Origin of the sequence: Stenotrophomonas sp. JC08 (assembly GCF_052180205.1) — a bacterium.
Classification (GTDB): domain Bacteria; phylum Pseudomonadota; class Gammaproteobacteria; order Xanthomonadales; family Xanthomonadaceae; genus Stenotrophomonas.
The window spans coordinates 846,167-868,725 of record NZ_CP197473.1; the positions used below are offsets into that span (position 1 = coordinate 846,167).

General features: G+C 62.3%; 18 protein-coding genes, 1 other RNA gene and 2 pseudogenes. 11 read left to right on the forward strand and 10 right to left on the reverse strand.

Annotated elements, in window-relative coordinates:
• Positions 1 to 34: 34 nt before the first annotated feature.
• Positions 35 to 811 (forward strand): annotated as a pseudogene (locus tag ACSBPQ_RS03855) (IS256 family transposase); the annotation flags it as partial.
• Here the strand turns inward: ACSBPQ_RS03855 and ACSBPQ_RS03860 are convergent.
• Positions 774 to 1,553, reverse strand: a complete 780-nt coding sequence (locus ACSBPQ_RS03860; RefSeq protein WP_442683750.1) for a hypothetical protein — start codon at positions 1,551 to 1,553, stop codon at positions 774 to 776. The pseudogene ACSBPQ_RS03855 and the gene ACSBPQ_RS03860 sit on opposite strands and share 38 nt — an antisense overlap.
• Positions 1,554 to 2,460: 907 nt before the next feature.
• Between ACSBPQ_RS03860 and rimK the strand changes: the two genes are divergently transcribed.
• The 4 genes from rimK to ACSBPQ_RS03880 all read left to right on the forward strand — a co-directional run bounded on the left by rimK (position 2,461) and on the right by ACSBPQ_RS03880 (position 6,076).
• Positions 2,461 to 3,339, forward strand: a complete 879-nt coding sequence (gene rimK, locus ACSBPQ_RS03865) for a 30S ribosomal protein S6--L-glutamate ligase (RefSeq protein ID WP_442683751.1) — start codon at positions 2,461 to 2,463, stop codon at positions 3,337 to 3,339.
• A 266-nt stretch (positions 3,340 to 3,605) separates the two neighbouring features.
• The gene (locus ACSBPQ_RS03870; protein ID WP_442684501.1) at positions 3,606 to 4,061 is read left to right on the forward strand and encodes a hypothetical protein; all 456 of its coding nucleotides are present in this window, start codon (positions 3,606 to 3,608) and stop codon (positions 4,059 to 4,061) included.
• A 10-nt stretch (positions 4,062 to 4,071) separates the two neighbouring features.
• A complete protein-coding gene (locus ACSBPQ_RS03875; protein ID WP_442683752.1) occupies positions 4,072 to 4,749 on the forward strand; it encodes a response regulator transcription factor in 678 nt (225 codons plus the stop codon).
• Entirely contained in the window at positions 4,742 to 6,076 is a 1,335-nt protein-coding gene (locus tag ACSBPQ_RS03880) for a sensor histidine kinase (protein ID WP_442683753.1), read from the forward strand. Before ACSBPQ_RS03875 ends, ACSBPQ_RS03880 begins: the two co-directional genes overlap by 8 nt.
• A gap of 28 nt (positions 6,077 to 6,104) precedes the next feature.
• Here ACSBPQ_RS03880 and coaE read toward each other — a convergent pair whose 3' ends face one another.
• Positions 6,105 to 6,716 carry a dephospho-CoA kinase gene (gene coaE / locus ACSBPQ_RS03885; protein WP_442683754.1) on the reverse strand — a complete coding sequence of 204 codons (612 nt, stop codon included), beginning with the start codon at positions 6,714 to 6,716 and terminating at the stop codon, positions 6,105 to 6,107.
• 115 nt (positions 6,717 to 6,831) lie between these two features.
• Positions 6,832 to 7,878 (reverse strand): glycosyltransferase family 9 protein, encoded by a 1,047-nt coding sequence (locus tag ACSBPQ_RS03890; protein ID WP_442683755.1) that lies wholly within the window; start codon positions 7,876 to 7,878, stop codon positions 6,832 to 6,834.
• 21 nt (positions 7,879 to 7,899) lie between these two features.
• Between ACSBPQ_RS03890 and ACSBPQ_RS03895 the strand changes: the two genes are divergently transcribed.
• A complete protein-coding gene (locus ACSBPQ_RS03895) occupies positions 7,900 to 8,649 on the forward strand; it encodes a 3-deoxy-D-manno-octulosonic acid kinase (protein ID WP_442683756.1) in 750 nt (249 codons plus the stop codon).
• Position 8,650: 1 nt separating this feature from the next.
• Positions 8,651 to 9,415 carry an MBL fold metallo-hydrolase gene (locus tag ACSBPQ_RS03900; protein ID WP_442684502.1) on the forward strand — a complete coding sequence of 255 codons (765 nt, stop codon included), beginning with the start codon at positions 8,651 to 8,653 and terminating at the stop codon, positions 9,413 to 9,415.
• A gap of 35 nt (positions 9,416 to 9,450) precedes the next feature.
• On the opposite strand, the gene ffs is transcribed toward ACSBPQ_RS03900, so the two are convergent.
• An RNA gene (gene ffs, locus ACSBPQ_RS03905) (signal recognition particle sRNA small type) lies at positions 9,451 to 9,547 on the reverse strand.
• A gap of 355 nt (positions 9,548 to 9,902) precedes the next feature.
• Here ffs and ACSBPQ_RS03910 point away from each other — a divergent pair.
• Positions 9,903 to 10,444, forward strand: a pseudogene (locus tag ACSBPQ_RS03910) (transposase); the annotation flags it as partial.
• A 17-nt stretch (positions 10,445 to 10,461) separates the two neighbouring features.
• The gene (locus ACSBPQ_RS03915; protein WP_442683757.1) at positions 10,462 to 10,761 is read left to right on the forward strand and encodes a tyrosine-type recombinase/integrase; all 300 of its coding nucleotides are present in this window, start codon (positions 10,462 to 10,464) and stop codon (positions 10,759 to 10,761) included.
• 667 nt (positions 10,762 to 11,428) lie between these two features.
• Here ACSBPQ_RS03915 and ACSBPQ_RS03920 read toward each other — a convergent pair.
• The 5 genes from ACSBPQ_RS03920 to ACSBPQ_RS03940 all read right to left on the reverse strand — a co-directional run bounded on the left by ACSBPQ_RS03920 (position 11,429) and on the right by ACSBPQ_RS03940 (position 19,301).
• Positions 11,429 to 12,115, reverse strand: coding sequence for an META domain-containing protein (locus ACSBPQ_RS03920; protein WP_442683758.1), 687 nt, complete (start codon positions 12,113 to 12,115; stop codon positions 11,429 to 11,431).
• Between the two features lie 37 nt (positions 12,116 to 12,152).
• A complete protein-coding gene (locus ACSBPQ_RS03925; protein WP_442683759.1) occupies positions 12,153 to 12,560 on the reverse strand; it encodes a hypothetical protein in 408 nt (135 codons plus the stop codon).
• A 63-nt stretch (positions 12,561 to 12,623) separates the two neighbouring features.
• Positions 12,624 to 14,084: a phosphatase domain-containing putative toxin gene (locus ACSBPQ_RS03930; protein WP_442683760.1), complete on the reverse strand. Its 1,461-nt coding sequence runs from the start codon at positions 14,082 to 14,084 to the stop codon at positions 12,624 to 12,626.
• Complete coding sequence (locus ACSBPQ_RS03935) at positions 14,081 to 16,867, reverse strand: bifunctional diguanylate cyclase/phosphodiesterase (RefSeq protein WP_442683761.1); 2,787 nt, start codon at positions 16,865 to 16,867, stop codon at positions 14,081 to 14,083. The genes ACSBPQ_RS03930 and ACSBPQ_RS03935 overlap by 4 nt, the downstream gene beginning before the upstream one ends.
• Before the next feature lie 199 nt (positions 16,868 to 17,066).
• Positions 17,067 to 19,301 (reverse strand): methyl-accepting chemotaxis protein, encoded by a 2,235-nt coding sequence (locus ACSBPQ_RS03940; protein ID WP_442683762.1) that lies wholly within the window; start codon positions 19,299 to 19,301, stop codon positions 17,067 to 17,069.
• Between the two features lie 285 nt (positions 19,302 to 19,586).
• Between ACSBPQ_RS03940 and ACSBPQ_RS03945 the strand changes: the two genes are divergently transcribed.
• Positions 19,587 to 20,384 carry a helix-turn-helix transcriptional regulator gene (locus ACSBPQ_RS03945; RefSeq protein WP_442683763.1) on the forward strand — a complete coding sequence of 266 codons (798 nt, stop codon included), beginning with the start codon at positions 19,587 to 19,589 and terminating at the stop codon, positions 20,382 to 20,384.
• A 615-nt stretch (positions 20,385 to 20,999) separates the two neighbouring features.
• Here the strand turns inward: ACSBPQ_RS03945 and ACSBPQ_RS03950 are convergent.
• On the reverse strand, positions 21,000 to 21,221 hold the full coding sequence (locus ACSBPQ_RS03950) for a helix-turn-helix domain-containing protein (RefSeq protein WP_442683764.1): 222 nt from the start codon (positions 21,219 to 21,221) through the stop codon (positions 21,000 to 21,002).
• 248 nt (positions 21,222 to 21,469) lie between these two features.
• On the opposite strand from ACSBPQ_RS03950, the gene ACSBPQ_RS03955 reads away from it, so the two are divergent.
• Positions 21,470 to 22,557 (forward strand): IS3 family transposase gene (locus ACSBPQ_RS03955; protein WP_442682463.1). Its coding sequence is split into 2 segments (ribosomal slippage): positions 21,470 to 21,722 and positions 21,722 to 22,557, totalling 1,089 coding nucleotides; the frame shifts between segments, so codons are not numbered across the junction.
• The last annotated feature ends 2 nt before the right edge of the window (positions 22,558 to 22,559 follow it).

The window sequence follows — 22,559 nt, forward strand, 5'->3', positions numbered from 1 at the left end:
GCCCGGCTACGACCCGAACCTCTACAACGATCACGCAGTGGTGGATGAGGTCAAGGCGTGGCAGGCGCGCCCGCTCGATCCGGTCTATCCGATCGTGTACTTGGACTGCATCCACGTCAAAGTTCGAGACGGTGCAGTTCGAGTCAAGGCGGTCTACCTGGCCATCGGTATAACGATGAGCGGTGAGAAGGAAGTTCTGGGCCTGTGGCTGGCCCAAACCGAGGGTGCGAAGTTCTGGTTGCAAGTGGTGACGGAGCTACGTAATCGTGGCGTGCAAGACATCTTCATCGCCTGTGTCGACGGCCTGAAGGGCTTCCCTGAGGCTATCGAGGCAGTGTTTCCGTACACCACGGTGCAACTATGCATCGTGCATATGGTCAGGCACAGCTTGAACTATGTGTCGTGGAAGCGGCGACTAGAAGTGGCGGCCGACCTCAAGCGCATCTACACCTGCGCCACCGCCGAGGAAGCTGAGCAACGGCTCACCGAGTTCGAGGCACGCTGGGACAAGGAGTACCTGCCGATTGGCCAGTCTTGGCGGCGTAACTGGACACGGTTAACCCCATTTTTCGACTATCCACCCGAGATCCGTAAGGTCATCTATACAACCAACGCAATCGAGTCGGTGAACATGGGGCTACGAAAATTAACCAAGCACCGCGGCGCGTTTCCGAGCGACGAAGCTCTCGTCAAACTGCTCTACCTCGCGTTGCGCAACATCAGCAAACGATGGACCTTACCCATCCGTGATTGGAAGGCAGCCCTGAACCGATTTACCATCCAGTTTGAGGGGCGGCTCCCTCAGCTGTAACCCGAATCCCGTTTACACAAAAATCTGCACACGCTCTGCGCGCCTGGGCAAACTTGGTCTGCAGTGTCCGTTCGGTGATGCCCATCAGGCTCCCGTGATGTGCAATCAGCGCGCTGATCACAGCCTCCTGGCTCGTGAAGCGAGAGTACGGGGCGCCGGATGGAGTGCGTCCGAGTATCACGTCGAGCATCGCGCCGATGACGTGCAGGTAAGTGGACTCGGCCCGGTCGCTGAGCGGGCAAAGAGTGCAGGCCGCGATGGGAGCGTCCTGCTTCTTCTGCTGTTCCTGTAGCGCCTGCAACTGGTGGCGACACAGATCCAGTTGAGATTTCAACGCTTCGCGCTCCACCAGAAGAGCTTGGCCGGCCTCGACGGTGATGACCGGGTGGGCGATTCGCTCGGCACGCGAGAAAAGGAAGGCGGGTCGTTGATCGGGATAGGTGTGAAGTATCCAGCGCTTGAGGTCGACATGACGGATGGTGAGATCGGGCGAATCCCAAAGAGATTCGTCGCTCATCGTGATGCCACTTCGGCCGTACGGCAGTTCGCCATGAAAGATCGCGTCATAGATGCGATCGGTGTATAGGCGCAGCTCGCTGCAGCGAGGGCAATCCAATGTCGCTGGCAGCTTGCGTGATCGTACGTTTGCCAGGATCTCCTCTCTGAACCGAAAGAGCCCTGCCCATCGGATAGCGGCTTCGATGGGCCGGTAGTACACGGCTGAAAACGAACTCCTTTGCATGTCGCTCCTCCTTGCCGGTGCTAACCCGCTAACCCATCGAAGACTCCTCTGCGCCTAGCCGTGGGCTTGGGCGCTACTAACTTGAACCTGTGTCGCGGAGCACGGACCGCGGCACCGGAAGATGTTCAACTACCTGCTGAGAGGCGTTATGAATTGGCCCTTCTAGGCGTAGCATGTGAACTGCTGGCGGCCGCGCCAGCGAAGGGGGGCTAGGCGTAGATGTCGGCGCCGACCGTCAAAGAGCAGACAGGCCGCCAGTCACACTACTGTCATGCACGCGAGGGTCATGTCGGCAGTGAGCCTTGGCAAGACCCGTTGCGCATGTGCTGTTCTCTTGTCGGTCTATCGGGTTCCGCTACGCGATCCCGTTGTCTTGAGCGGTAGCTGGGAACCGATGTAAATTTAGGTGAGCAGACTTTTCCGGTCTGCTGATAGATCGAATGGGAATTGCACCGAGGGTAGATGTGGAACAAGTAGCGCCTCTCTGCGGCGCTTCTGCGAGGGGCTTCGGTGCATGAAGCCGGCGCTCATCGGCAGGTGTTGCCGGAGCCGTGTCGAACTGGCTGTCGGTGGCCGTGGTTGGCCCGCACTGGAACGTCAACCTTGTCCGGTTTTCGGCAGGTGGTTTACACTAGTCCACTCGGTAGTCCACCCTGCGCGCGGGGACTTGTAAAATCGTTCTAACTCAACCACTTAGGGGTTAGATTCGATTCCCTTCACCCGCTCCATGAGGCAGCGCCCGCACTCTGCCGCTTCACGCCGCTCCGGCCCGATCATCCCGTTGTTTCCCTCCGTACCCTGAGCCACACGGCGGCAGTCTGCCAAGGGTGGGGCGCAGTGATCGTGATCATCGTGCCGGGCATCGCCGCCACGCTATGCTGCGCGCCTCCCGCTCGGCGATGCCGTGATGAAACTGGCGATCCTCTCCCGCAACAGCAAGCTCTATTCCACCCGGCGTCTGGTCGAGGCCGCGCGTATCCGCGGGCATACGGTGCGGATTCTCGATCCGCTGCGCTGCTACATGCGCATCACCGCCGGCGGTTTCAGCATGCATTACAAGGGCAAGCCGCTGGCGGGTTTCGATGCGGTGATTCCACGCATCGGCGCCTCGGTCACCCGCTACGGCACGGCGGTGTTGCGCCAGTTCGAGATGATGGGCGCGTACACGCCGAATCCTTCCGATGCCATCCTGCGTGCCCGTGACAAGCTGCGCGCGCACCAGTTGCTGGCGGCCAAGGGGATCGACATGCCGGCCACGGTATTTGGTGACAATCCGGATGACACCGACGATCTGCTGTCGATGCTGGGGCCGCCGCCGCATGTGGTGAAGCTCAGCGAGGGCACCCAGGGCCGGGGAGTGATCCTCACCGAGAAGCTCAGCGCCTCCAAGGGCACGGTCGAGGCACTGCGCGGCCTGTATGCCAATTTCCTGGTGCAGGAGTTCATCGCCGAGGCGCAAGGGGCCGACCTGCGCTGTCTGGTGGTTGGCGACAAGGTGGTGGCGGCCATGCGCCGGCAGGCGCAGGAGGGCGACTTCCGTTCCAACCTGCATGCCGGCGGCAGCGCTGCGGCGGTGGTCTGCAGCAAGGCGGAACAGCAGGTGGCGGTACGTTCGGCGCGCGCGCTGGGGCTGGGGATTGCCGGGGTGGATCTGATCCGCTCGCAGCGCGGCCCGCTGGTGCTGGAGGTCAATTCCACGCCGGGACTGGAGGGCATCGAGAGCATCTCCGGGCAGGACGTGGCCGGGCAGATGATCGATTACGTGACGCGTCCCCGGCGCAGCTGAATCGTGCGATTTGTTTGCACGGTTTTAACAGTGGCTTAATCCGGCCGCGCCTAGCCTTTGTCCACGGTACCCAGCCCTCCTAAGTGGGTCCGGTGATCGGGATTTTCAGGCCCTGGCGGGTTCGTCAGGGCCTTGTTTTTTTATATTCCATGAGATCGACCGTGGGCGTTCTCTTGCCGGTGTACTGTGGTTACCATCGGTGCTGGCTGGAATGCCGGAATCCACCGTATCTGTCGAGGACCATTGTGAAGACCAGAACGTTGATCGTGTTGCTGTGTTCGTTGCTTCCAGTCACCACTGTTGCTATTGCCAATGAAGCGCAGGGCAGGGTTGTCGATGTCGCTGCCCCTTTTGCGCTCCAGGCACAACAGATCCGCAATGATCTTGCCGGAGACGCGTATTCGGAACTCGGCAAAGAGGACCGGCGCTCGGTTGATGCAGCCTTGACCCGTATGGGAGCGACGCTTGTCGAAGGTGTGGACATCAATCGGTTGAGTGAAGCCGAGAAGGTCCAACTGTTCAATGACCAGGAGCTGGTCAACACGGTCCTGACCAGGGCACGTGCAGACAGCCGGGTCGTGTGCAAACGCGAAAAAACGGTTGGTAGCCATCGGGCGGTTTCCCAGTGTTTGACTGTTGCCGAGAGGAGGAGGATCCGTGAAGAGTCTTCTGAACTCCTGCAGGCCAATCAGCGGGCCCTGTCCAAACCAGAAATTGATTAAGGGCGGAAACGTGAGAATTCTAGTAATCGAAGACAACAGCGATATCGCGGCCAACCTTGGCGACTACCTCGAGGACCGCGGGCATACCGTGGACTTCGCCGCCGATGGGGTGACCGGCCTGCATCTGGCGGTGGTGCATGATTTCGACGCGATCGTGCTCGACCTCAACCTGCCGGGCATGGACGGCATCGAGGTCTGCCGCAAGCTGCGCAATGATGCGCGCAAGCAGACGCCGGTGCTGATGCTCACCGCACGCGACTCGCTGGACAACAAGCTCGCCGGATTCGACTCCGGTGCCGACGACTACCTGATCAAGCCGTTCGCGCTGCAGGAAGTGGAGGTGCGCTTGAACGCGCTGTCGCGTCGCGGCAAGGGCAACCATACCCGGGTGCTGGAAACCGGGGACCTGGAATACAACCTGGACACGCTGGAAGTGCGTCGTCAGGGCAAGCTGCTGCAGCTCAATCCCACCGCGCTGAAGATCCTGCAGGCGCTGATGGAAGCCTCGCCGGCGGTGGTGACCCGGCAGGAGCTGGAAACCCGCGTCTGGGGCGAGGAGCTCCCCGATTCGGATTCGTTGCGCGTGCATATCCATGGCCTGCGCGCGATGGTGGACAAGCCGTTTGACGTGCCGATGATCCAGACCCGCCACGGTATCGGTTATCGCATCGCCGCTCCCGATGCCTGAAAGTCCCGCGTCCGGCCCGGTGCGCAAGCGGGGGCGCTACCGCCGCCGCCTGCGCAGCCGCATCATCGTCTCCTTCGTGCTGCTGGGCTTCTGCCTGACGGCACTGTTCGCGTTCGCCACGAACTGGGCGCGCATGCGCGTGGAAAACCAGCTTGTCGAGGACGTGATGAACCGGAATATCGACGAGTACGCACGTCGCTATTACCTCGATCCGACCCGCAATCCCGATCTGCCGGTCCAGCAGATCAAGGCGTACTTTTATCCCAGCGACAAGTTCGAGCGGGTGCGGGAGGAACGGCCGGAATGGGCGGCACTGCCCAACGGCAACCACAACGTCAGCGGTATCGATGAGCAGGGGCAACCGTTCGCCTACAGGCTGGCGGTGCGCAAGGCCGATGACGCGTGGTTCTTTCTCGCCTACGACATGACCGAAAGCACGCGCGTGGAGCAGCAGCTCAAGCGTGCGCTGTTCCTGTCGGTGATCGTGTTCAGCCTGTTGTCGTGGGTGCTGGGCTGGTGGTCGGCATCGCGGGTGATGCGCCCGGTATCCGATCTTGCCGCACGCCTGCGCGCCTATCGCGGTGGCAACCAGCATCCGCAGCCGCTGGCACCGCGTTTCCCGGATGACGAGGTGGGCCAGCTGGCAGAGGCGCTGGACGATTATTCGGCGCGACTGACCGAGGTGGTGCAGCGCGACCGCGAATTCAACGCCGATGTCAGCCACGAGCTGCGCACGCCGTTGGCGGTGATCCGTGGCGCCACCGAGCTGCTGCTGTCGCGCCCCGGACTGGACGACAAGATGCAGCAGCGCCTGCAGCGCATCCAGCGTGCCGAACAGCAGTGCAGCGACCTGATCGGCTCACTGCTGCTGCTGTCGCGCAACGAGCGTGGGCAGGGCAGCAGCAATGTGGCGCGGGTCGGCGAGCAGTTGCTGGAATCGCACCGTGCACAGTTGGGCGGTAAGCCGCTGGAGCTGGTGCTTGAAGGCAACCGCGAGCTGGTCATCGATGCGCCGGAGGCGGCACTGTCGGTGGCGCTGGGCAATCTGATCGGCAATGCGGTGAAGTATTCGCAGGAAGGCGAGGTGCGGGTACGGGTGCTTGATGATGCGGTCGAGGTGATCGACAACGGTCCCGGCCTGAGCGAGGAGGACGCCGCCAGCCTGTTCCAGCGGGGATACCGCGGCACCCACGCCGGCCACTCGCAGGGTGGCGGAATCGGCCTGTCGATCGTCAGGCGCCTGTGCGCGTTGTACGACTGGCAGGTGCAGATCCGCCCGGGCGATGTACGCGGGGTGGTGGCGACGCTGACGTTCGTGCCGGGCTGAGCAGCGGGCCGGCGATTGCCGATGGCGCTTATTGCCGGGCGAGGTGCCGGTAAAGGCTGTCCAGGCGTTCCACCTGCGGCTGCAGCTGTTCGGGCAATCCGTCATTGAGGATCACATCGTCAGCCAGTGCCAGGCGCTGCTGGCGGGTTGCCTGCGCATCGATCATGCGCTGCGCCAGTACCTCGTCGATAGTGTCGCGGCGGAGCAGTCGCGACAGCTGGACGGCTTCGGGCGTATCGATGACGAGGATGCGATCCAGCCACGGATAGCTGGGGCGGCCACCGGCCTCGGTCAGCAGCGGGATCGCCGCCATCGCATAGGGACCGGGAGCGGACTCGCACAGTGATTTCACCCGCGCCCGTATCGCCGGATGGGTGATGGCCTCCAGCGCGCGCCGTTCCCCGGCATCGGCAAAAACGCGCTGGCGCAGGCGGCTGCGATCCAGGCTGCCATCGGCTTGCACCACGTCAGGACCGAAGCGCTCGACAATCTCGGCCAGGGCGGGGCTGCCAACGGCCACCACTTCGCGGGCGGCGATGTCGGCATCGGCCACGGTGATGCCCAGTGCCTCGAAGCGACGGCTGACTTCGCTCTTGCCCGAAGCTATGCCGCCGGTAAGGCCGACGATGAAGTTGCTCATTTGGTCATTCCAGTTGGAGGGCTGCCTGCGATGGGCTGGCGGTCCTGTCAGGCAATCCGGTCCACGCGCATGGCATGGGCCTCGTGGAGGCAGCGGGATTCACGATGGCAGCGGTTCAGCGCGGATGATCGGCGCGGTAGCGTTCGAACGCGGCGATGGCATCGGCGACGCCGACCAGCGACATGACCTCGTCGAACTCGATCTTGGTGCCCCACTTCAACGCGCTGGCCGGCTTGTGCAGAAAGCGGCGGGCGGCATCGTCGTAGCGGTTCACGCAGTAGCGGCGATCCGAATACGGGCCGCTGCGCTCCGGGTTGCTGGCCGCGTGCAGCCCCAGCACCTTGGTGCCCACCGCATTGGCGATATGCATCGGGCCGGAGTCGGGGGTGACCAGCAGCTGGGCGCGGGCCAGCAGCGCCGGCAGCTGCTTCAGGGTGTCCTTGCCGACCAGATCCAGCGCCGGATATTCCATCGCTGCGAGGATGGCATCGCTGGTGCTGCGTTCCAGCTCGCTGCGGCCACCACACAGCACCACGCGCCAGCCCTGTGCGGCGGCATGGTCGGCCAGTGCGGCATAGCGGTCGGCATACCAGTTGCGCCGGGTGTGGCTGGAACACGGCGAAATCATCAGCACCGGGCGGCCATCATCGTCCCATTGCGCACGGGCCCAGTCATGCGCTTCCGGCGGTGTGGCCAGGTCCCAGCTGACCTGCGTCTGTTGCAGCCCCAGTGGTTCGCAGAAGCTGCCGATCGCATCGAGCACATGGATGCCGGGACGGTCGGGAATGCGTTCGTTGATGAAAAGTCCGTGCAGGTCCTTCGAGCGCGACCTGTCGTAACCGATGCGACGCCGGGCCGGGATGAAGGCCGAGAGCAGGTTGGCGCGGAAGGCGACCTGCATCTGCAGCAGCGCGTCGAAGCGGCCGGCGGGCAGCTCGCCGCGCAGCGCACGCATGCCGGCCACGCCGCTGTTCTTGTCGTAGACGTGGAAGGTCACCCCCGGCAGGCCTTCAAGCAGACGGTGACCGGCCTTGTCGATCACCCAGTGCAGCGTGGTGGCCGGATGCGCCTGCTGCAGTGTCCGCACCAGTGGCACGACATGGGTGACATCCCCCAGTGCCGAAAGGCGCAAGAGGCACAAGGAGGGGGACGATGCAGGCATGGTGTTGTTAGACTCGCATTGATGGTTGCATTCGACGCCACTGAAGCGCTGACGCCGTGCCGCGATGGACGTGGTTACGGGGCCATTCTGTTCGACCACGAACGCCTGCGGCAAGCCGGGCCCGAGCTGTTTTCACCTGCCTACTGGGGCGACAAAGCGCGTCCGGTGGCCGATGGTGGGCGCGGTGGCGCATGGTTCGTCGATGCCGGGTTCGGCCATTGCGTGCTGCGCAACTACCTGCGCGGTGGCGCGGCGGCCAGATTCAGCCGTGACCGCTATCTCTGGCAGGGGGCGCATCGCACGCGCAGCTTCGCCGAGTTCCGGCTGATGCGGAAGCTGCTGGCCAACAAGCTGCCTGTGCCGCGGCCATTGGCGGCCTTCTACATGCGCGATGGGCTGGGTTACCGCGCGTCAATCCTGATGGAGCGGCTGGATGGTGTGCGTTCGCTGGCCGACCGCGCGCTGGTGGCCGGGCGTGGCGCGCCGTGGGAAGAGACGGGGCGGTTGATTGCCCGTTTCCACCGCGCCGGGCTGGATCACGCCGATCTCAATGCCCACAACATCCTGTTCGATGCCGGTGGCCACGGCTGGTTGATCGATTTCGACCGTGGCGTGCTGCGTATTCCGGCCACGCGCTGGCGTGAGCGCAACCTCAAGCGCCTGCTGCGTTCGCTGCTGAAGCTGCGTGGCGAGCGCAGCCGAGAAGACGTCGAACATGATTTCGCGCGCTTGCGCCGTGCCTATGATCTGGCCTGGAACCGGGGCGTCTGAAGTGCACTGGGTGTTGCGCTTTCTGGGAGTCGGCAATGCGTCGGCGGTGGAGCTGGGATCGCCGATGGCGGTGATCGAGCGTGGCGGCCGGCCATGGCTGACCATCGACTGCGGCGGTGAAGGCTTGACCGCCTATCGCGCGCAGTATGGCGCGATGCCCGCGGCGGTATTCGTCACCCATATCCATCTGGACCATGTCGCCGGTTTCGAGCGGCTGTTCGTGGATGCCTATTTCAACCCGCAGCGGCGCGGCAAGGTGCGGCTGTACGTGCCGGCGCCGGTGGTGCCGCTGCTGCATAAACGCGTGGGCGATTACCCGAACGTGCTGGCCGAGGGCGGTGCCAATTTCTGGGACGCGTTCCAGCTGGTCGTGGTGGGGGATGCGTTCTGGCATGACGGCGTGCGGCTGGAGGTGTTCCCGGTACGCCACCATTGGCCGGAAACCGCCTATGGATTGCGGCTGCAAGGTGCACTGGTGTGGAGCGGGGATACCCGCCCGATTCCGGAAATGCTGGCGCGTTATGCCGGCGATGGCGAGCTGATCGCCCACGACTGCGGCTTGCACGGCAATCCCTCGCATACCGGCGTGAATGACCTGGAGCGCGAGTACGACGCCGCAACGCAGGCGCGGATGATGCTCTACCACTACGCCAGCGCCGCCGATGGCGAGGCCCTGCGTGCACGCGGCCATCGTGTGGCGATGCCGGGCGAGTGCGTGGCGCTGGCCGTACCCACTGCGCGGCGTGCCGAGCCTTTCGACGGCTGAGCTGTCAGGCGCGGGAAGGGGATGAAAAGGCGGTGGCCCCGCCGGCTGACCTCGGCGCCCGCGTCGATCGATACCGTTGCTGCCTTCCGGCCCTGGCGGGATTTTCGACCTAGCGTCGCGAGGGGCCGACGGGGCCACCATAGACGCGAGCCGCGCATCGCGCGGCCCGGTTTTCGCTGTTCCGGACGGATCCGGATACTGAAACTGGCGGAGAGAGGGACTGCTCCCGCAGTACCCAACGGAACCCTGCCGATCTCAACGTGGGAAAATTTTAGCACGCCATTCAGCGGTTTAGCTACAACCACGTGCCAATCGGTCCCAACGACACCCAAGGGCAGCAAACATCAAATGGCATACTGGATGGCATACCGGAAACAGGGGATCCGAGGTGGAGAATGACTTTGATTACGGATGCTAAGGTAATCCCCCCGCAGGTTAGCTGACGCCAGAAGTGGAATTTTCTCGTACGCTTTCCCGAGGAGGTTCCATGAAGAAGTCCCGCTTCACCGATAGCCAGATCATCGCCGTGCTCAAGCAGGCCGAGGCCGGCACGCCCGTTCCGGAGTTGTGCCGCGAGCACGGCATCAGCTGCGCCACCTTCTACAAGTGGCGCAGCAAGTTCGGCGGCATGGACGCATCGCTGATGTCCCAGCTCAAGGAGCTGCAGGACGAGAACCGGCGCCTGAAGAAGATGTATGCCGAGGCCCAGCTCAGCGCCGACCTGCTGAAGGAAGCGATGTCAAAAAAATGGTGAGGCCATCTCAACGCCGGGAGATGGCCCGATGGGCGGTGGACAGTGGGCGATCGAGCATCCGGCACGCCTGCCAGACTTTCGCGGTGAGCCAGACCTGCTACCGCTACCAGGCCAAGGCGAGCGAGGAGAATGCTCGGATCGCCGACTGGCTGGTGCGATTGACGACTGCCTATCGCGACTGGGGTTTCGGCCTGTGCTTCCTGCATCTGCGCAACGTCAAAGGCTTTGGCTGGAACCACAAGCGGGTCTATCGCATCTACCGGGAGCTGGAGTTGAAACGGCCCGTTCCGTCATGTCGGATATGACGCTCACAGCCTTGTTGCGGAGAGTGAACGCACCGAGCGATACGCCTGGGCGTATTGCGACCGCCCACGGGTTCCGCTCGAGCTTCCGCGACTGGTGCAGCGAGCAAGGCTATGCCCGGGACCTGGCAGAGCGGGCGTTAGCGCATACGGTAAAGGACAAGGTCGAGGCGGCCTACCACCGCACAGATCTCTTGGAGCAACGTCGTCCGATGATGCAGGCCTGGGCCGACTTTGTTCAACCGCCTGCAAAGAATCCCAAGAAGGATGCCTCGCCGCATGACGCCTGAATCGCCAGCCATTCGGGTTCTGCCCTTAGCCAGCGTGCTTGACGGGAACGACCCTGTTGAGTTCGTTCACAGGCTCCTTGAGGCTGGATACGACAGGTTCTACGTCAAGGTCCCAAAGGGATTTCGGGTCAGCCTGCTCGCCATTGATCCGTATCCTCCTGGGTACCGGCTTCGACCGGGCCGCCAGCCAACCCAAGGCCCCGTGCAGGCTGATGGCAATCAGGCCCAGATGCGGTATTTGCAGCTCGATACATCGCAGTTGCGTGACCTTCTTGAATACCCCCCTATCGCATTGTACCAATTCACTGCGGGAGGTCTGGAGTCCGCGTTGATGCACAATGGCATTCCTTCAATCGATTTCAAGTATCGAAAGGGTTTGCTGGGTTCCCTCTTGCCCACCGAGCAGGCCATCGCCGACAAGGTGCCAACCGAGTTTGATGTCGGCTCGGGTGCTCCTGTAGTCGTGAAGACGTTGAATCGCATCAGAAGCCAGTACTCGTACATTCTTCACGGGGTCAGTTTCAAGGATGTTTTCGTTGAGGCGCACGCACCTAGTGACGCTTTGGAAAGCGCGTCGACTGCTAAGGATGTGCCTGTGCCAGTCTGTGGAGATGTGCCTGATGACCCCTATGGACTGAAAGATTCGTCGCCATTGGTATACGAGATCCTACGCAAAGCCTATCGAAATCGAGGGAAGATTCGCAGTGAGATCGATGCGCCATCGCTTGCGGCAGAATTTCGAGAGTTGAATGCTGGCTACAAGAAGAATCCCAAGCCTTTCAACGACGGTCGCTTGTGCGTGCTCGAGCTTGATGGGCAAGGCTCCTTCCGCCAAATCCTCGGCGAGGGGGGCGCTGCGGAAACACATCACGTTGCCCGCGATCGTGACCAACTCCAAGAGGGAAGCATCCAGCCGCCGGATCGCCAAGGTTCCTTCCAGATCGCTACCGATCACGGCTTCCTGCACCATCATGCCTACCTCTAGGCAGGCCATCTGCGTGGAAACCATCGGCGCGACGTTCAAGGTGGTTCCCTCCAGCATATAGTCGGCTCTCATTCGGTTGCAGGTGTTGAGGATGGACAGTCCGCCGCTATTGAAGACCAGGGTGATGGGGCGGTCTTCGTGGACGAAGAGGGCGTCGATGCGCTGGCCCTGATTATCGGTGGCGGTGTCCAGCCGCCAGCGGTAGGCGGCCAGTTGACCGCCATCGATGGCCACCACCGTCTCGTCACCGGCTTGCGCGCCGGTATCGGTCGTCGGAGGAAGGGCCGCAGGGACGTTTGCTTCGATGAAAGGGGCATTGCAGCCGGTCATCAGAGTGACGGAGAGGGTCAGGGGCAGGAGGTGTTTCACGCTGGATTTCTGGCAGACGACATGGGGAGGTGACGGTTCAGACCGCAGCTTCGATCGATGGCATGGTCAGTCGGGCCTTGGTCAACGCCATGCCGAGGTTGGCGGTACGGCGGCAGACGAAGGTCATGATGTAATTCGGGTAGCGCTTACCGCGCATGAACACGTGAATCAAGTTCTCGCTGTTGATGATGATTTCCTGGAAGTAATGCGCCCCTTCGCCTTCGGGCAGGCCGCGCGAGCGGCGGAACAACTGCTCGATCATGCGCACGTTGGCGCCGTCGTACAGGTCGGCGGTGGCAGCGGCGAGCAGGTCCATGACTTCCCGCGGATGCGAATCCACGGTGCGCATCCCCAGCAGCATGCCGGAGGAGATGTCGACGTAGCCTGCGGCCAGACATTCGGGAATCGTGGTGATGGAGCTCTGGATGATGGAATCTAGGGACATGGACTACTCTCCGATTTGGTAGGTGTGGGGCTGCGCGACAGGGGCGCGTAGCGGGTGGGGGATTCAGAAATCCGACGCGCGGATCAGCAGGTTGATTTCCAGTTCGTGCAGCAGCTCTTCCTGCACTTGGGACTGGACGAAGCCGGGTTCGATCACACGCAGCCGGCGCAGCGCTTCATCGGCCGTCAGGCCCTCACGCACGAGCCAGGCGCCGAGCACTGTGCCGGTGCGGCCGAGGCCGGCCAGGCAGTGCACGCCGACCACCTCCCCCTGACGCATGAACCGCTCGATCTGGGTCAACAGCATCTTCATCCACATCAGCGGTGGCGCATTGCCGTCTTTAACGCTCATGTGCACGGTGCGCAGGCCGCGGGCCGGAATCATGGCCTGGGTCATCGGCTTTTCGGTGAGGTTGATCAGCAGCGTGATACCCACGTCGCGCAGCAGGCCCAGGTCGTGTTCAATCGGCAGCATCGCGCCGGGCATCGGATGGCCGGCGAGCTTGCCTGGGATCAACCAGTGGAAGCCGTTGGGACCGCGACTGGCGGGTAGTACTCCTGGCGGAAGCGGCAGGGGCCATGCATCGCGGCTGGACAGCCCGTCGGTTGCGACAGGTTCGCCGGCGTGCGCGTCGGCCGGTTCCTCGGATGGAGAAAGTGGTTCGAGCTCATCCGCAGCCATGTGCGATGCTGCGTCGGGCGCGCTGTAGGCCACATCTAGTTCCCCGGGCAAGGTACCCGGGCTTGGTACATGGCAGCTGCCGGTTCGCAGGAACTGAGCCAGCACAGGATGATCGGCCCTGTTGGCGAAGAATGCGGCATTGTCGGTATCGACCTGGATGCGGCCACCGGCCAATAACACCACGCGGTCGGCGATGGTGCGCGCTTGCGCCTGGTGATGCAGGACGAGCACGCAGCAGTGGTTGCGGGCCAGTTCCCGGATCAGGTCCAGCACGCCTGCCGCCTGGGCGTCGTCCAGGCCGCTGGTGGGCTCGTCGATCAGCAGTACCGGGCTGCCGGAAAGCGCGGCGCGCATGATCAGCGCCCGCCGCATCTGGTCGCGTGGGAGATTGAACAGGCTGCGATCCAGCGATTGCAGCAGATCGTGCTGGCCGAAGGTTTGCAGGGCCTGCCGTGCGCGCCCGCGCAGGCAGGCCGGAGTCAGTGGTTGCCCGCCACGCAGCGCTTCGATCAGCGCGTCGAGCACGTTCATGGCCAGCTCACGCGGATGCTGCTGTACCAGCGCCGGCAGCCGCGGTGCCCGTTCGAGCGGCTGGCCATCGACCAGCAGCGTGCCGTCGTATTGCGCATGGGTGCTGGTTTGACCAGCCAACGTCTTGAGCAAGGTCGACTTGCCGGTTCCGGCCGGCCCCATGAGCACCATTACACCCGGTGCGCCGAGGTGCAGATCGAGGTCGGTCAGGATGGTGCGTCGGCCAAGGTGCAGGCTCCAACTAGAGAATTCGATCCGAAGGGAACCGGCCGTTAGGGCATGGCCGTCAGTTGTAGGTACGGTTTGATTCATTGGATCTCAGTGGGTTTGCCAAACAGATAGCCTTGGAATTTCTGGCAGCCGTCCTTGCGTAGTTGTGTGTACTGGGCGTCGTTCTCCACGCCCTCGGCCACGACCTCCACTCCCATTGATGCCGCCAGCGCCAGAATCATTCTGACAGTGGCCAAGTCGTTCGTGTTGTTCTGGATGTTCTGCACAAACGAGCGGTCGATCTTGAGCTGTTCCACCGGGAGTTGCCTGAGGTAGCTCAGTGAGGAGTAACCGGTGCCGAAGTCGTCCAGCGAGAAGCGCACTCCGCGATGCTGCAACAGTTGCATCTTCTCGATCACCGCCTTCAGGTTGGTGTGCAGCATGCTTTCGGTCAGCTCCAGCCGCAGGCACTTTGGGTTGGCGCCAGTACGCGCCAGCACCGTCTCCACGCTGGCGACGAAATCGGGATCATGGAGCTGGCGTGCGCTGACGTTCACCGATACGCTCCATTGTGAGCGGACCGGGTCGTCCTCCCAGGCCTTGATCTGCATGCAGGCGGTCACCAGCACCCAGATGCCGAAAGGTAGAATTAGGTTGACCTGTTCGACCAGCGGTATGAAGACAGCCGGCTGCACCATACCCATGGTTGGATGCTGCCAGCGCAGCAATGCCTCTTGGCCAGTCACGTGCATCTCCGCATCGACGATGGGCTGGTAGTGGAGGCGCAACTGATTGTCGTCGATGGCGTGGCGGAGGTCGCGCAGCAGGTTGATCCGGCTCGCCATCTCGGCCTGCAGGCGCGGGTCGAAGAACTGCAGGGCATCGCGACCGTTCTCCTTGGCTTTGTAGAGAGCCTGGTCGGCGCGCTGGATCAGCTCGCTGGCGTCGAGACCGCTGCAGATCATGGTGATGCCGATGCTGGAGGTAACGTTCACCTCGGTATTCCCCAACCGATAGGTCTGGGCTAATGCATTATGTATGCGCTCGCCGATGTCGGTCGCACGTGCGATGCTCTCCTTCGGAGTAGCGCCCAGGTTGTGGAACAGCACGCAGAACTCGTCGCCGCCCAGCCGCACGATGATGTCGTCTGGTCGCGCCGCCTCCCTGAGTCGCCCGGCTATCTGTTGCAGCAGGCTGTCGCCCTGCGGGTGGCCCAGGGTATCGTTGATTTCCTTGAAATGATCCAAATCGATCATCGCCAAGGCGCCAAGGCAGTCCATCTGCGGTGCCCGCTCGGCGGCCAAGGTGAGTTGTTCCATCATCAACCGCCGGTTGCCCAGCCCGGTCAATGCATCGTGATAGGCAAGCTGGCGAGCTTCCTTCTCGGCCAGCTTGCGCTGAGTGATGTCGGCGCGGATGGCGATGTATTGTACCGGTCGACCGTTCTCGCCGAGGAATGGCACGATCGTGGTTTGGACCCAGTAGAGCGAACCGTCCTTGGCGCGGTTGCATATCTCCCCATTCCACACCTTGCCGCGGCCGATGGTGGACCACATCTCCTTGAAGAACGCTTTGGAATGCCGCTTCGAGTTGATGATGCGGTGGTTGCTGCCGATCAGCTCCTCGCGCGAGTACTGGGAAATCTGGCAGAACTTGTCGTTGACGCGGGTGATGGCACCCTTGTGGTCGGTCATGGCGACGATGGCATGGGCATCCAGCGCGGCGCGCAGCTCGTTGGTCTCGCGCATCGCAAAGTCCAGCTGCTGCCGGGCGCGGGTGCGTTCGGTGGTGTCTTGCACGATGGCCAGTACGCCCCGTATCGCTTGGTCGTCGTCACGGTCGGGGATGGCGATGAAGCTGCGGTGCAACTGCCCCTGCACGGGCGAGACGAAGTCGTAGTCCAGCTCCACCCGCTCGCCTTGCAGGGCGCCCAACAGGCCGGGGTGCATCTTAAGGGCGACGTCCACCGGTACGATCTCGCCGATATGCTTGCCCAGCAGGGCCGCTAGCGGACGGCTGAGACTCCCCTCGACCGTCGGGTTGGCGAAGCATAGGCGAAGGTGGGTATCCAACTGCATCAGCCCGATAGGCATGTTATTCACCAGCGAGCGGTACTCGGCCTCCCTCCTGGCCAGGCGCCGGCGCGACGCCACCACTTCCTCGTAAGGCAGGCGCAGTGAGGTCAGGTAGATGCTGCGGAACACATACAGGTAGGCCAGTACCTTGTAGACATGCCCCAGCAGCACACTTGCCTCGGTCGGGCTGCCCCAACGAGTGAAGGCCAGCTCGCCGATCCCCAGGATGAAGCTTGCCTTGGCAAGGGTGGTGAAAAGAGGGCGCTCGGTTGTCGGCACACGCGCCATCCAGGCTGCCGTCAGCAGATAGCCGATGCAAAGCAAAAGGCCCAGGCGCGCGTTCAGTGCCGTGCTGCCCAGTCCCTCAAGGAATAGTGCCGATTGCAATGCCAAGGTATGCGGCTCCAGCATCGCCACCAGCAGGCTAGCGGCAATGCCCAGCAGTAGCCAGAGGTAGCTCCGGCCACGCAGATGAAGGCCACTGAGCAGCAGCACGAAGCCGAGCAGCTCCACGATGCGCCCGGACAGCCAGAAATAGATCGCCTTGGGCATGCCATTGGGCGAGAGGAAGGTCGGCATGCCGCTGTAGGAGAGGGCATGCAGGAAATCCAGCACCGCCACGGCAGTGAATACCAGGACCAGAGTGTTGGCCAGAGGCGAGCGGTGCGAGTCGAACGCATGGCAGGAGGCGACGACGACCAGCAGGGACACCACCACTGAGAACATTTCCAAGGTGAAGTGGATCACCGGCAACATATCGGCCTGCGGGCCGAACAGATCCACGCGCGGCCCATACAGGGCGGCTAGCATCAATAGCACCAGCAGCGCACCACATAGCGCCCGTCGTGGCCAAGGCTGCATCACAGGAGGGCTTTCATGCCCCGGCTGGGCTCCCTGTAAGGGCGCTGTATGTTCAAGTCGCATTCTTGTCGGAAGTCACGTGTTCATCGGTGGATGGTTCGTAGCTGGACTCCGGGAGACCGGAGTGGTGTCTTTCTCGAGTCGGGATTCAGAACTCCTGCCAATTGCCGTAATCGGTTGGAAGCGTGGCCGAGGGAACGGGGCGTGGGCACGGTGGCGTGCTTGGCGCCGGCTGTGGTTTTGCCGCCGGCCGCACGACCTTGAGCACCGGTCGGGCAGCAGGTGCCGTGTGGGCCGTCGCGGTGTGGAACACCGATACCGCCTCGGCCAGCTGGCTGGCTTGTTCTTCCATCGTGCGCGCGGCGGCGGTGGCTTCTTCTACCAGGGCGGCGTTCTGCTGAGTGGCTTCGTCCATCTGAACCACGGTCTGGTTGACCTGTTCGATGCCGGCGCTCTGTTCCTGCGAGGCAGCCGAGATCTCGGCCATGATGTCGGTCACGCGCTGCACCGAGCTGACGATCTCGCCCATGGTGGTGCCGGCCTGATGCACCAGCGCCGAGCCTTCGGAGACCTTGCTGACCGAATCCCCGATCAGGTCTTTGATCTCCTTGGCGGCACCGGCCGAGCGCTGGGCGAGGGTACGCACTTCCGAGGCGACCACGGCGAAGCCACGGCCCTGCTCGCCGGCGCGTGCGGCTTCCACCGCCGCGTTCAGCGCCAGGATATTGGTCTGGAAGGCGATGCCGTCGATGACGCTGATGATGTCGGCGATCTTCTTCGACGAGGCCTCGATGGCCGACATGGTGGTGACCACCTGGCTGACCACCTGTCCGCCCTGCGAGGCGACGCCGGCCGCACCCTGCGCCAGCTGGTTGGCCTGGCGGGCATGCTCGGCGTTCTGGCGCACGGTGGAGGTCAGTTCCTCCATCGAGGCGGCGGTCTCCTCCAGATTGGCGGCCTGCTGCTCGGTGCGGCGCGACAGGTCGTTGTTGCCGGTGGCGATCTCCGATGCGGCCAGGTTGATGCTGGACGCTGCCTGCTGGATGCGGCCGATGATCGAGGTCAGCTGGGCGACGGTGGCGTTGGCGTCGTCACGCATCTTGGCGAACACGCCGTGGAAGTCGCCCTGCATGGGCGCGGTGAGGTCGCCGCGGGCGATGGCGTGCAACAGGGCGGAGACTTCGGAGAGATTGCCGTCGGTGGTTTCCATCAGGCGGTTGAGACCGGCCACCATGTCGCGGAAGTCGTGCTCGAAGCGGCCTTCGTCGCCGCGCAGGCTGAAATCGCCCGCCGCCGCGGCGCCAGCCAGGCGCTTGATCTCGGCATTGATCGCCGAAAGGCTGGCCTTGGTTTCGTCCATGGCCTGGGTGATGGCGGCCTTCTCGCCGGGCAGGCGGTCCATGTCCACCGACAGGTCGCCACGCGCGTAGTGCCTCATCACGTCGATGACCCGCAGTTTCACGCCGATGTGCTGGCCTACCAGCGCATTGCTTTCCTCGATCATGCGTCGGTAGTCGCCGGCGAAGGGCGAAGCGTCGATGCGGTAGCTGATGGCGCCGGCTTCGTGCTGGCGGGCCATCTCGCCCTGTGCGGCGATGACAGACTGCACTTGGCGCTGCATGTGCTGCATGGCGCGCAGCAGGTCGGTGACTTCATCCTTGCCGGACAAGTCGATGCTGTTGTCTAGGCATCCACCGGCAATGCCGTTGGCCACGCCCACCGCGCTGGCCAGCGGGTGGGTCAGGCTGCGGGTGATCAGCAGGGCGATCAGGACGCCGAACACCACACTCAGTACACCGATGGTGAGCGACAACTTGCCGGTCCAGTCCTCGATGTCGTAGTACTCATCGCTGCTTTTATGCGTCAGATCGACCTGGTACTTGAGCAGACTGGAGATGGTGTCGTTCCATGCCATCGCGCGCGGGCGCAGTTCGCTGAGAAGCACCTGGACAGCTGCATCGAAATCACCAGCTTCCATGAAGTCATCCAACTTCCTCGTGGATTCGTCGGCACTGCCACGTGCCTTCTCGATCTCGGCGAGCATGCGGTCGCCGGAGGCGTCGCGTGGGATCTTGGCATATTGCCGCCAAAGCTCGTCATACCTGCCGGTCAGCCTCCGGGCATGGGCTAGGTCCTCCGCAAGGCCATCGCCCCGTTTGATCAGCATCAGCCGACGATGCATCAGTACGGCGTTGTTGGTGTCGAGCATGTCGTTCAACAGGCGCATCTTCACCATATTGATATCGGTCAGGTACTGGAACTGGTCCGATTTGAGCTTGTTGCCGTACAGGGCGACAACCAGCATGGAGATGAGCAACAGCAACAGCATACCGAAGCCGACCGCCAGTCGCGATCCGACTTTGAGTTTCCTGATTGAAGACATTTCAGTTCCTTGTCCATAGGTGGGGGGATGGATGCCGGAACGCGCAACATGGTGGGAGATCAGAGGCATTCCGGCACCCTTGTCTATCGGCTGAGAAACAGTTGAATTGAGGTCTCAATAGGGTAGGGATTAGTTCAGCCTCCGGAGCCCCAGCTAATTAGGGGGGGGGCATGCAGTTTGGATGGTCTGGAGATAGAATTCCCAACGTAAGACCGGGGGTCACCCACCAATCGGTAGGGTTTTCCGGGCGGGATACCGATTCGAACAAGATCCTTGAAGGCGAAGATGCTCAGCCAAGAAAAGCAAGACGAAATACACCGACTGTGGGATGAGCTGGCGGACTTCGGTGTGGACCGCGCCGAAGTGGCGTGCAGGCATCTTCAAAGCAGGCTGTGTCACATGACCGGAGCCTTCAACTCGACCTGGGATGGTGTGATCTGCCTCGGCGCCAGGTCGGAGTGCTGGGATCCGTTCGAAGGTTGGCGCGTACCTGTCACGGAGCTCCTCTACCCCATCGACTCTCCCTCCGGAGATGGGGCATTCAAGGAAATACAGACGTTATGGGATAACGGCGAGGTCGATCCGTATTTCATGCTGGTGATGCAGAACATCAGGAGTTTCCGGACGTACGGGTTGCGCAGGGACATGCCGAAGGAATGGTTCGACAGCCGGTTCTACCGCAACAAATTCGCCCGCTTCGGAGTCGTGGATTCTATCTGGATCGGATTTCCAATCAGCTGTGATGCCGAATCGCACTTCGGCTTTCACTCCCATACCTTGTTCACCGAGCAGGACACCGAACTGCTCTCTTACGCGTTGCGTGGAATCAAATGGTTCCACCGCCAACTGATGATCATCCAGGGCTCGCTGATTGCCAAGTCGCCGCTGACACCGACCGAGCGCAAGGTTCTCCGGCTTTTGCTAACCAAAGCCTCCGAGAAGGAGATTTCCGAGCAACTGGGGCTGGCCGTCTCGACGACACACTGGCATGTCGCTTCCCTGTTCCGGAAATTTTCCGTCCGTAGCCGCGCTGGATTAATGAGCCTATGGCTCAGTGAACTAGGCAAAACAGAGTTTCCCTAAATAAAGACCCTGATAGCAGAAGGCCCGCGATCACTGGCGTGCCTTCTGGCTAGACACATAGCGTATTGTTGAAGAGAGAGTTGCAAGCATGCGCGCACTCTACCTTCCTTTTTACGCAATCCTGTCGCGCGTTGGCCTTAATGGGAGCGAGGTGGCCCATTATGACGACGGCCTTTATTAGCGAGATGGCACCTGTTTTAACGGCGTCTTTGTGGCTGCAGAAGGTCCGCCAATGGCGGACCTTCTGTTTTTTTGCCGTCAATAAAATGGAGTTTTCATGTATCTGGTACAAACGATGGCATATGTCGGCGCAAAGCCGTGGCATGCTCTTGGGAGCAAACTGGAACCGCAACAACCTATCAAGGTGTGGAGGCGACAAGCCGGGATGGGCTGGGAGATCGAGGGCTCCGAGGCTCGCCAATACTTGGATCGATGGCTGACATGTGGCGCCGCGGTTGCAACGGACGGCTGAGCGTTACTCGCCCGGCTTCATCAACTCTAACAGTGCCATCCTGCGTCGGGCTGACAGCTTGCGGTAGCGCAGCAGCAAGGCGCGCTCCTTCGCGTCACGCGCAACCGGCGAACCATCGTCGGCGGCAGGAACGGCCCGGTCTTCTAAGGGGCATCGCTGTCAGGAGGAATATCGCAAATTAGCTCATCCAGCGTGCGGGAAAGCTGCCGGCGCAACTCAGGAAGCATGCGGAAGCTCGGTGTCTCGCGCCCGTTCTCCCACGCCGACACTGACGACTTGGTGATTCCCAGCGCAAAGCCCAATTGCTCCTGCGTCATTCCTGCGGCCACGCGCGCTTCGCGCAGGCGATCAGCGAACTGTTTCATCCGCAGGCTCCGATGACGGGGCACTACAAGGTATGGAGCGTCCGCACATGTGTCGTGTGGCTATGGGTTGACATTTGATGTTCTGAAATAGGAGACTTTGAGGGGCGGAAATTCCGACCTTGTCGTGAAGGGCGGCCGCAGGAAACAGGGGGAATCATGAATTTCTGTACGGGTTGCGGGGTAATCCCCCCGCAGGTTAGCTGACGCCAGAAGTGGAATTTTCTCGTACGCTTTCCCGAGGAGGTTCCATGAAGAAGTCCCGCTTCACCGATAGCCAGATCATCGCCGTGCTCAAGCAGGCCGAGGCCGGCACGCCCGTTCCGGAGTTGTGCCGCGAGCACGGCATCAGCTGCGCCACCTTCTACAAGTGGCGCAGCAAGTTCGGCGGCATGGACGCATCGCTGATGTCCCAGCTCAAGGAGCTGCAGGACGAGAACCGGCGCCTGAAGAAGATGTATGCCGAGGCCCAGCTCAGCGCCGACCTGCTGAAGGAAGCGATGTCAAAAAAATGGTGAGGCCATCTCAACGCCGGGAGATGGCCCGATGGGCGGTGGACAGTGGGCGATCGAGCATCCGGCACGCCTGCCAGACTTTCGCGGTGAGCCAGACCTGCTACCGCTACCAGGCCAAGGCGAGCGAGGAGAATGCTCGGATCGCCGACTGGCTGGTGCGATTGACGACTGCCTATCGCGACTGGGGTTTCGGCCTGTGCTTCCTGCATCTGCGCAACGTCAAAGGCTTTGGCTGGAACCACAAGCGGGTCTATCGCATCTACCGGGAGCTGGAGTTGAACCTGCGGATCAAGCCGAAGAAGCGCCTGGTACGCGAACGCCCGGAGCCACTGGCGGTGCCGGAGGCGATCAACCAGGTCTGGTCAATGGACTTCATGCACGACCAGCTCAGCGACGGACGCAGCTTCCGCCTGTTCAACGTGCTGGACGACTTCAATCGCGAAGGGCTGGGCATCGAGGTGGATCTGTCACTGCCGTCGGCCCGAGTCATCCGTGCACTGGAGCAGATCATCGAATGGCGGGGCAGGCCGCGGGTGATCCGTTGCGACAACGGCCCTGAATACATCAGTGGCGTGCTGCTGGCATGGGCCGAGCAACAAGGTATCCGCATCGAGCACATCCAGCCCGGCAAACCACAGCAGAACGCCTATGTCGAACGCTACAACCGAACCGTACGTTACGCCTGGCTGGCCCGAACCCTGTTCGACTCGATCGAGCAGGTACAGGACAAAGCCACCCGTTGGCTCTGGACTTACAACCACGAGCGCCCGAACATGGCGCTCGGCGGCATCACGCCCATGCAGAAACTGGCACTTGCCGCTTAGCT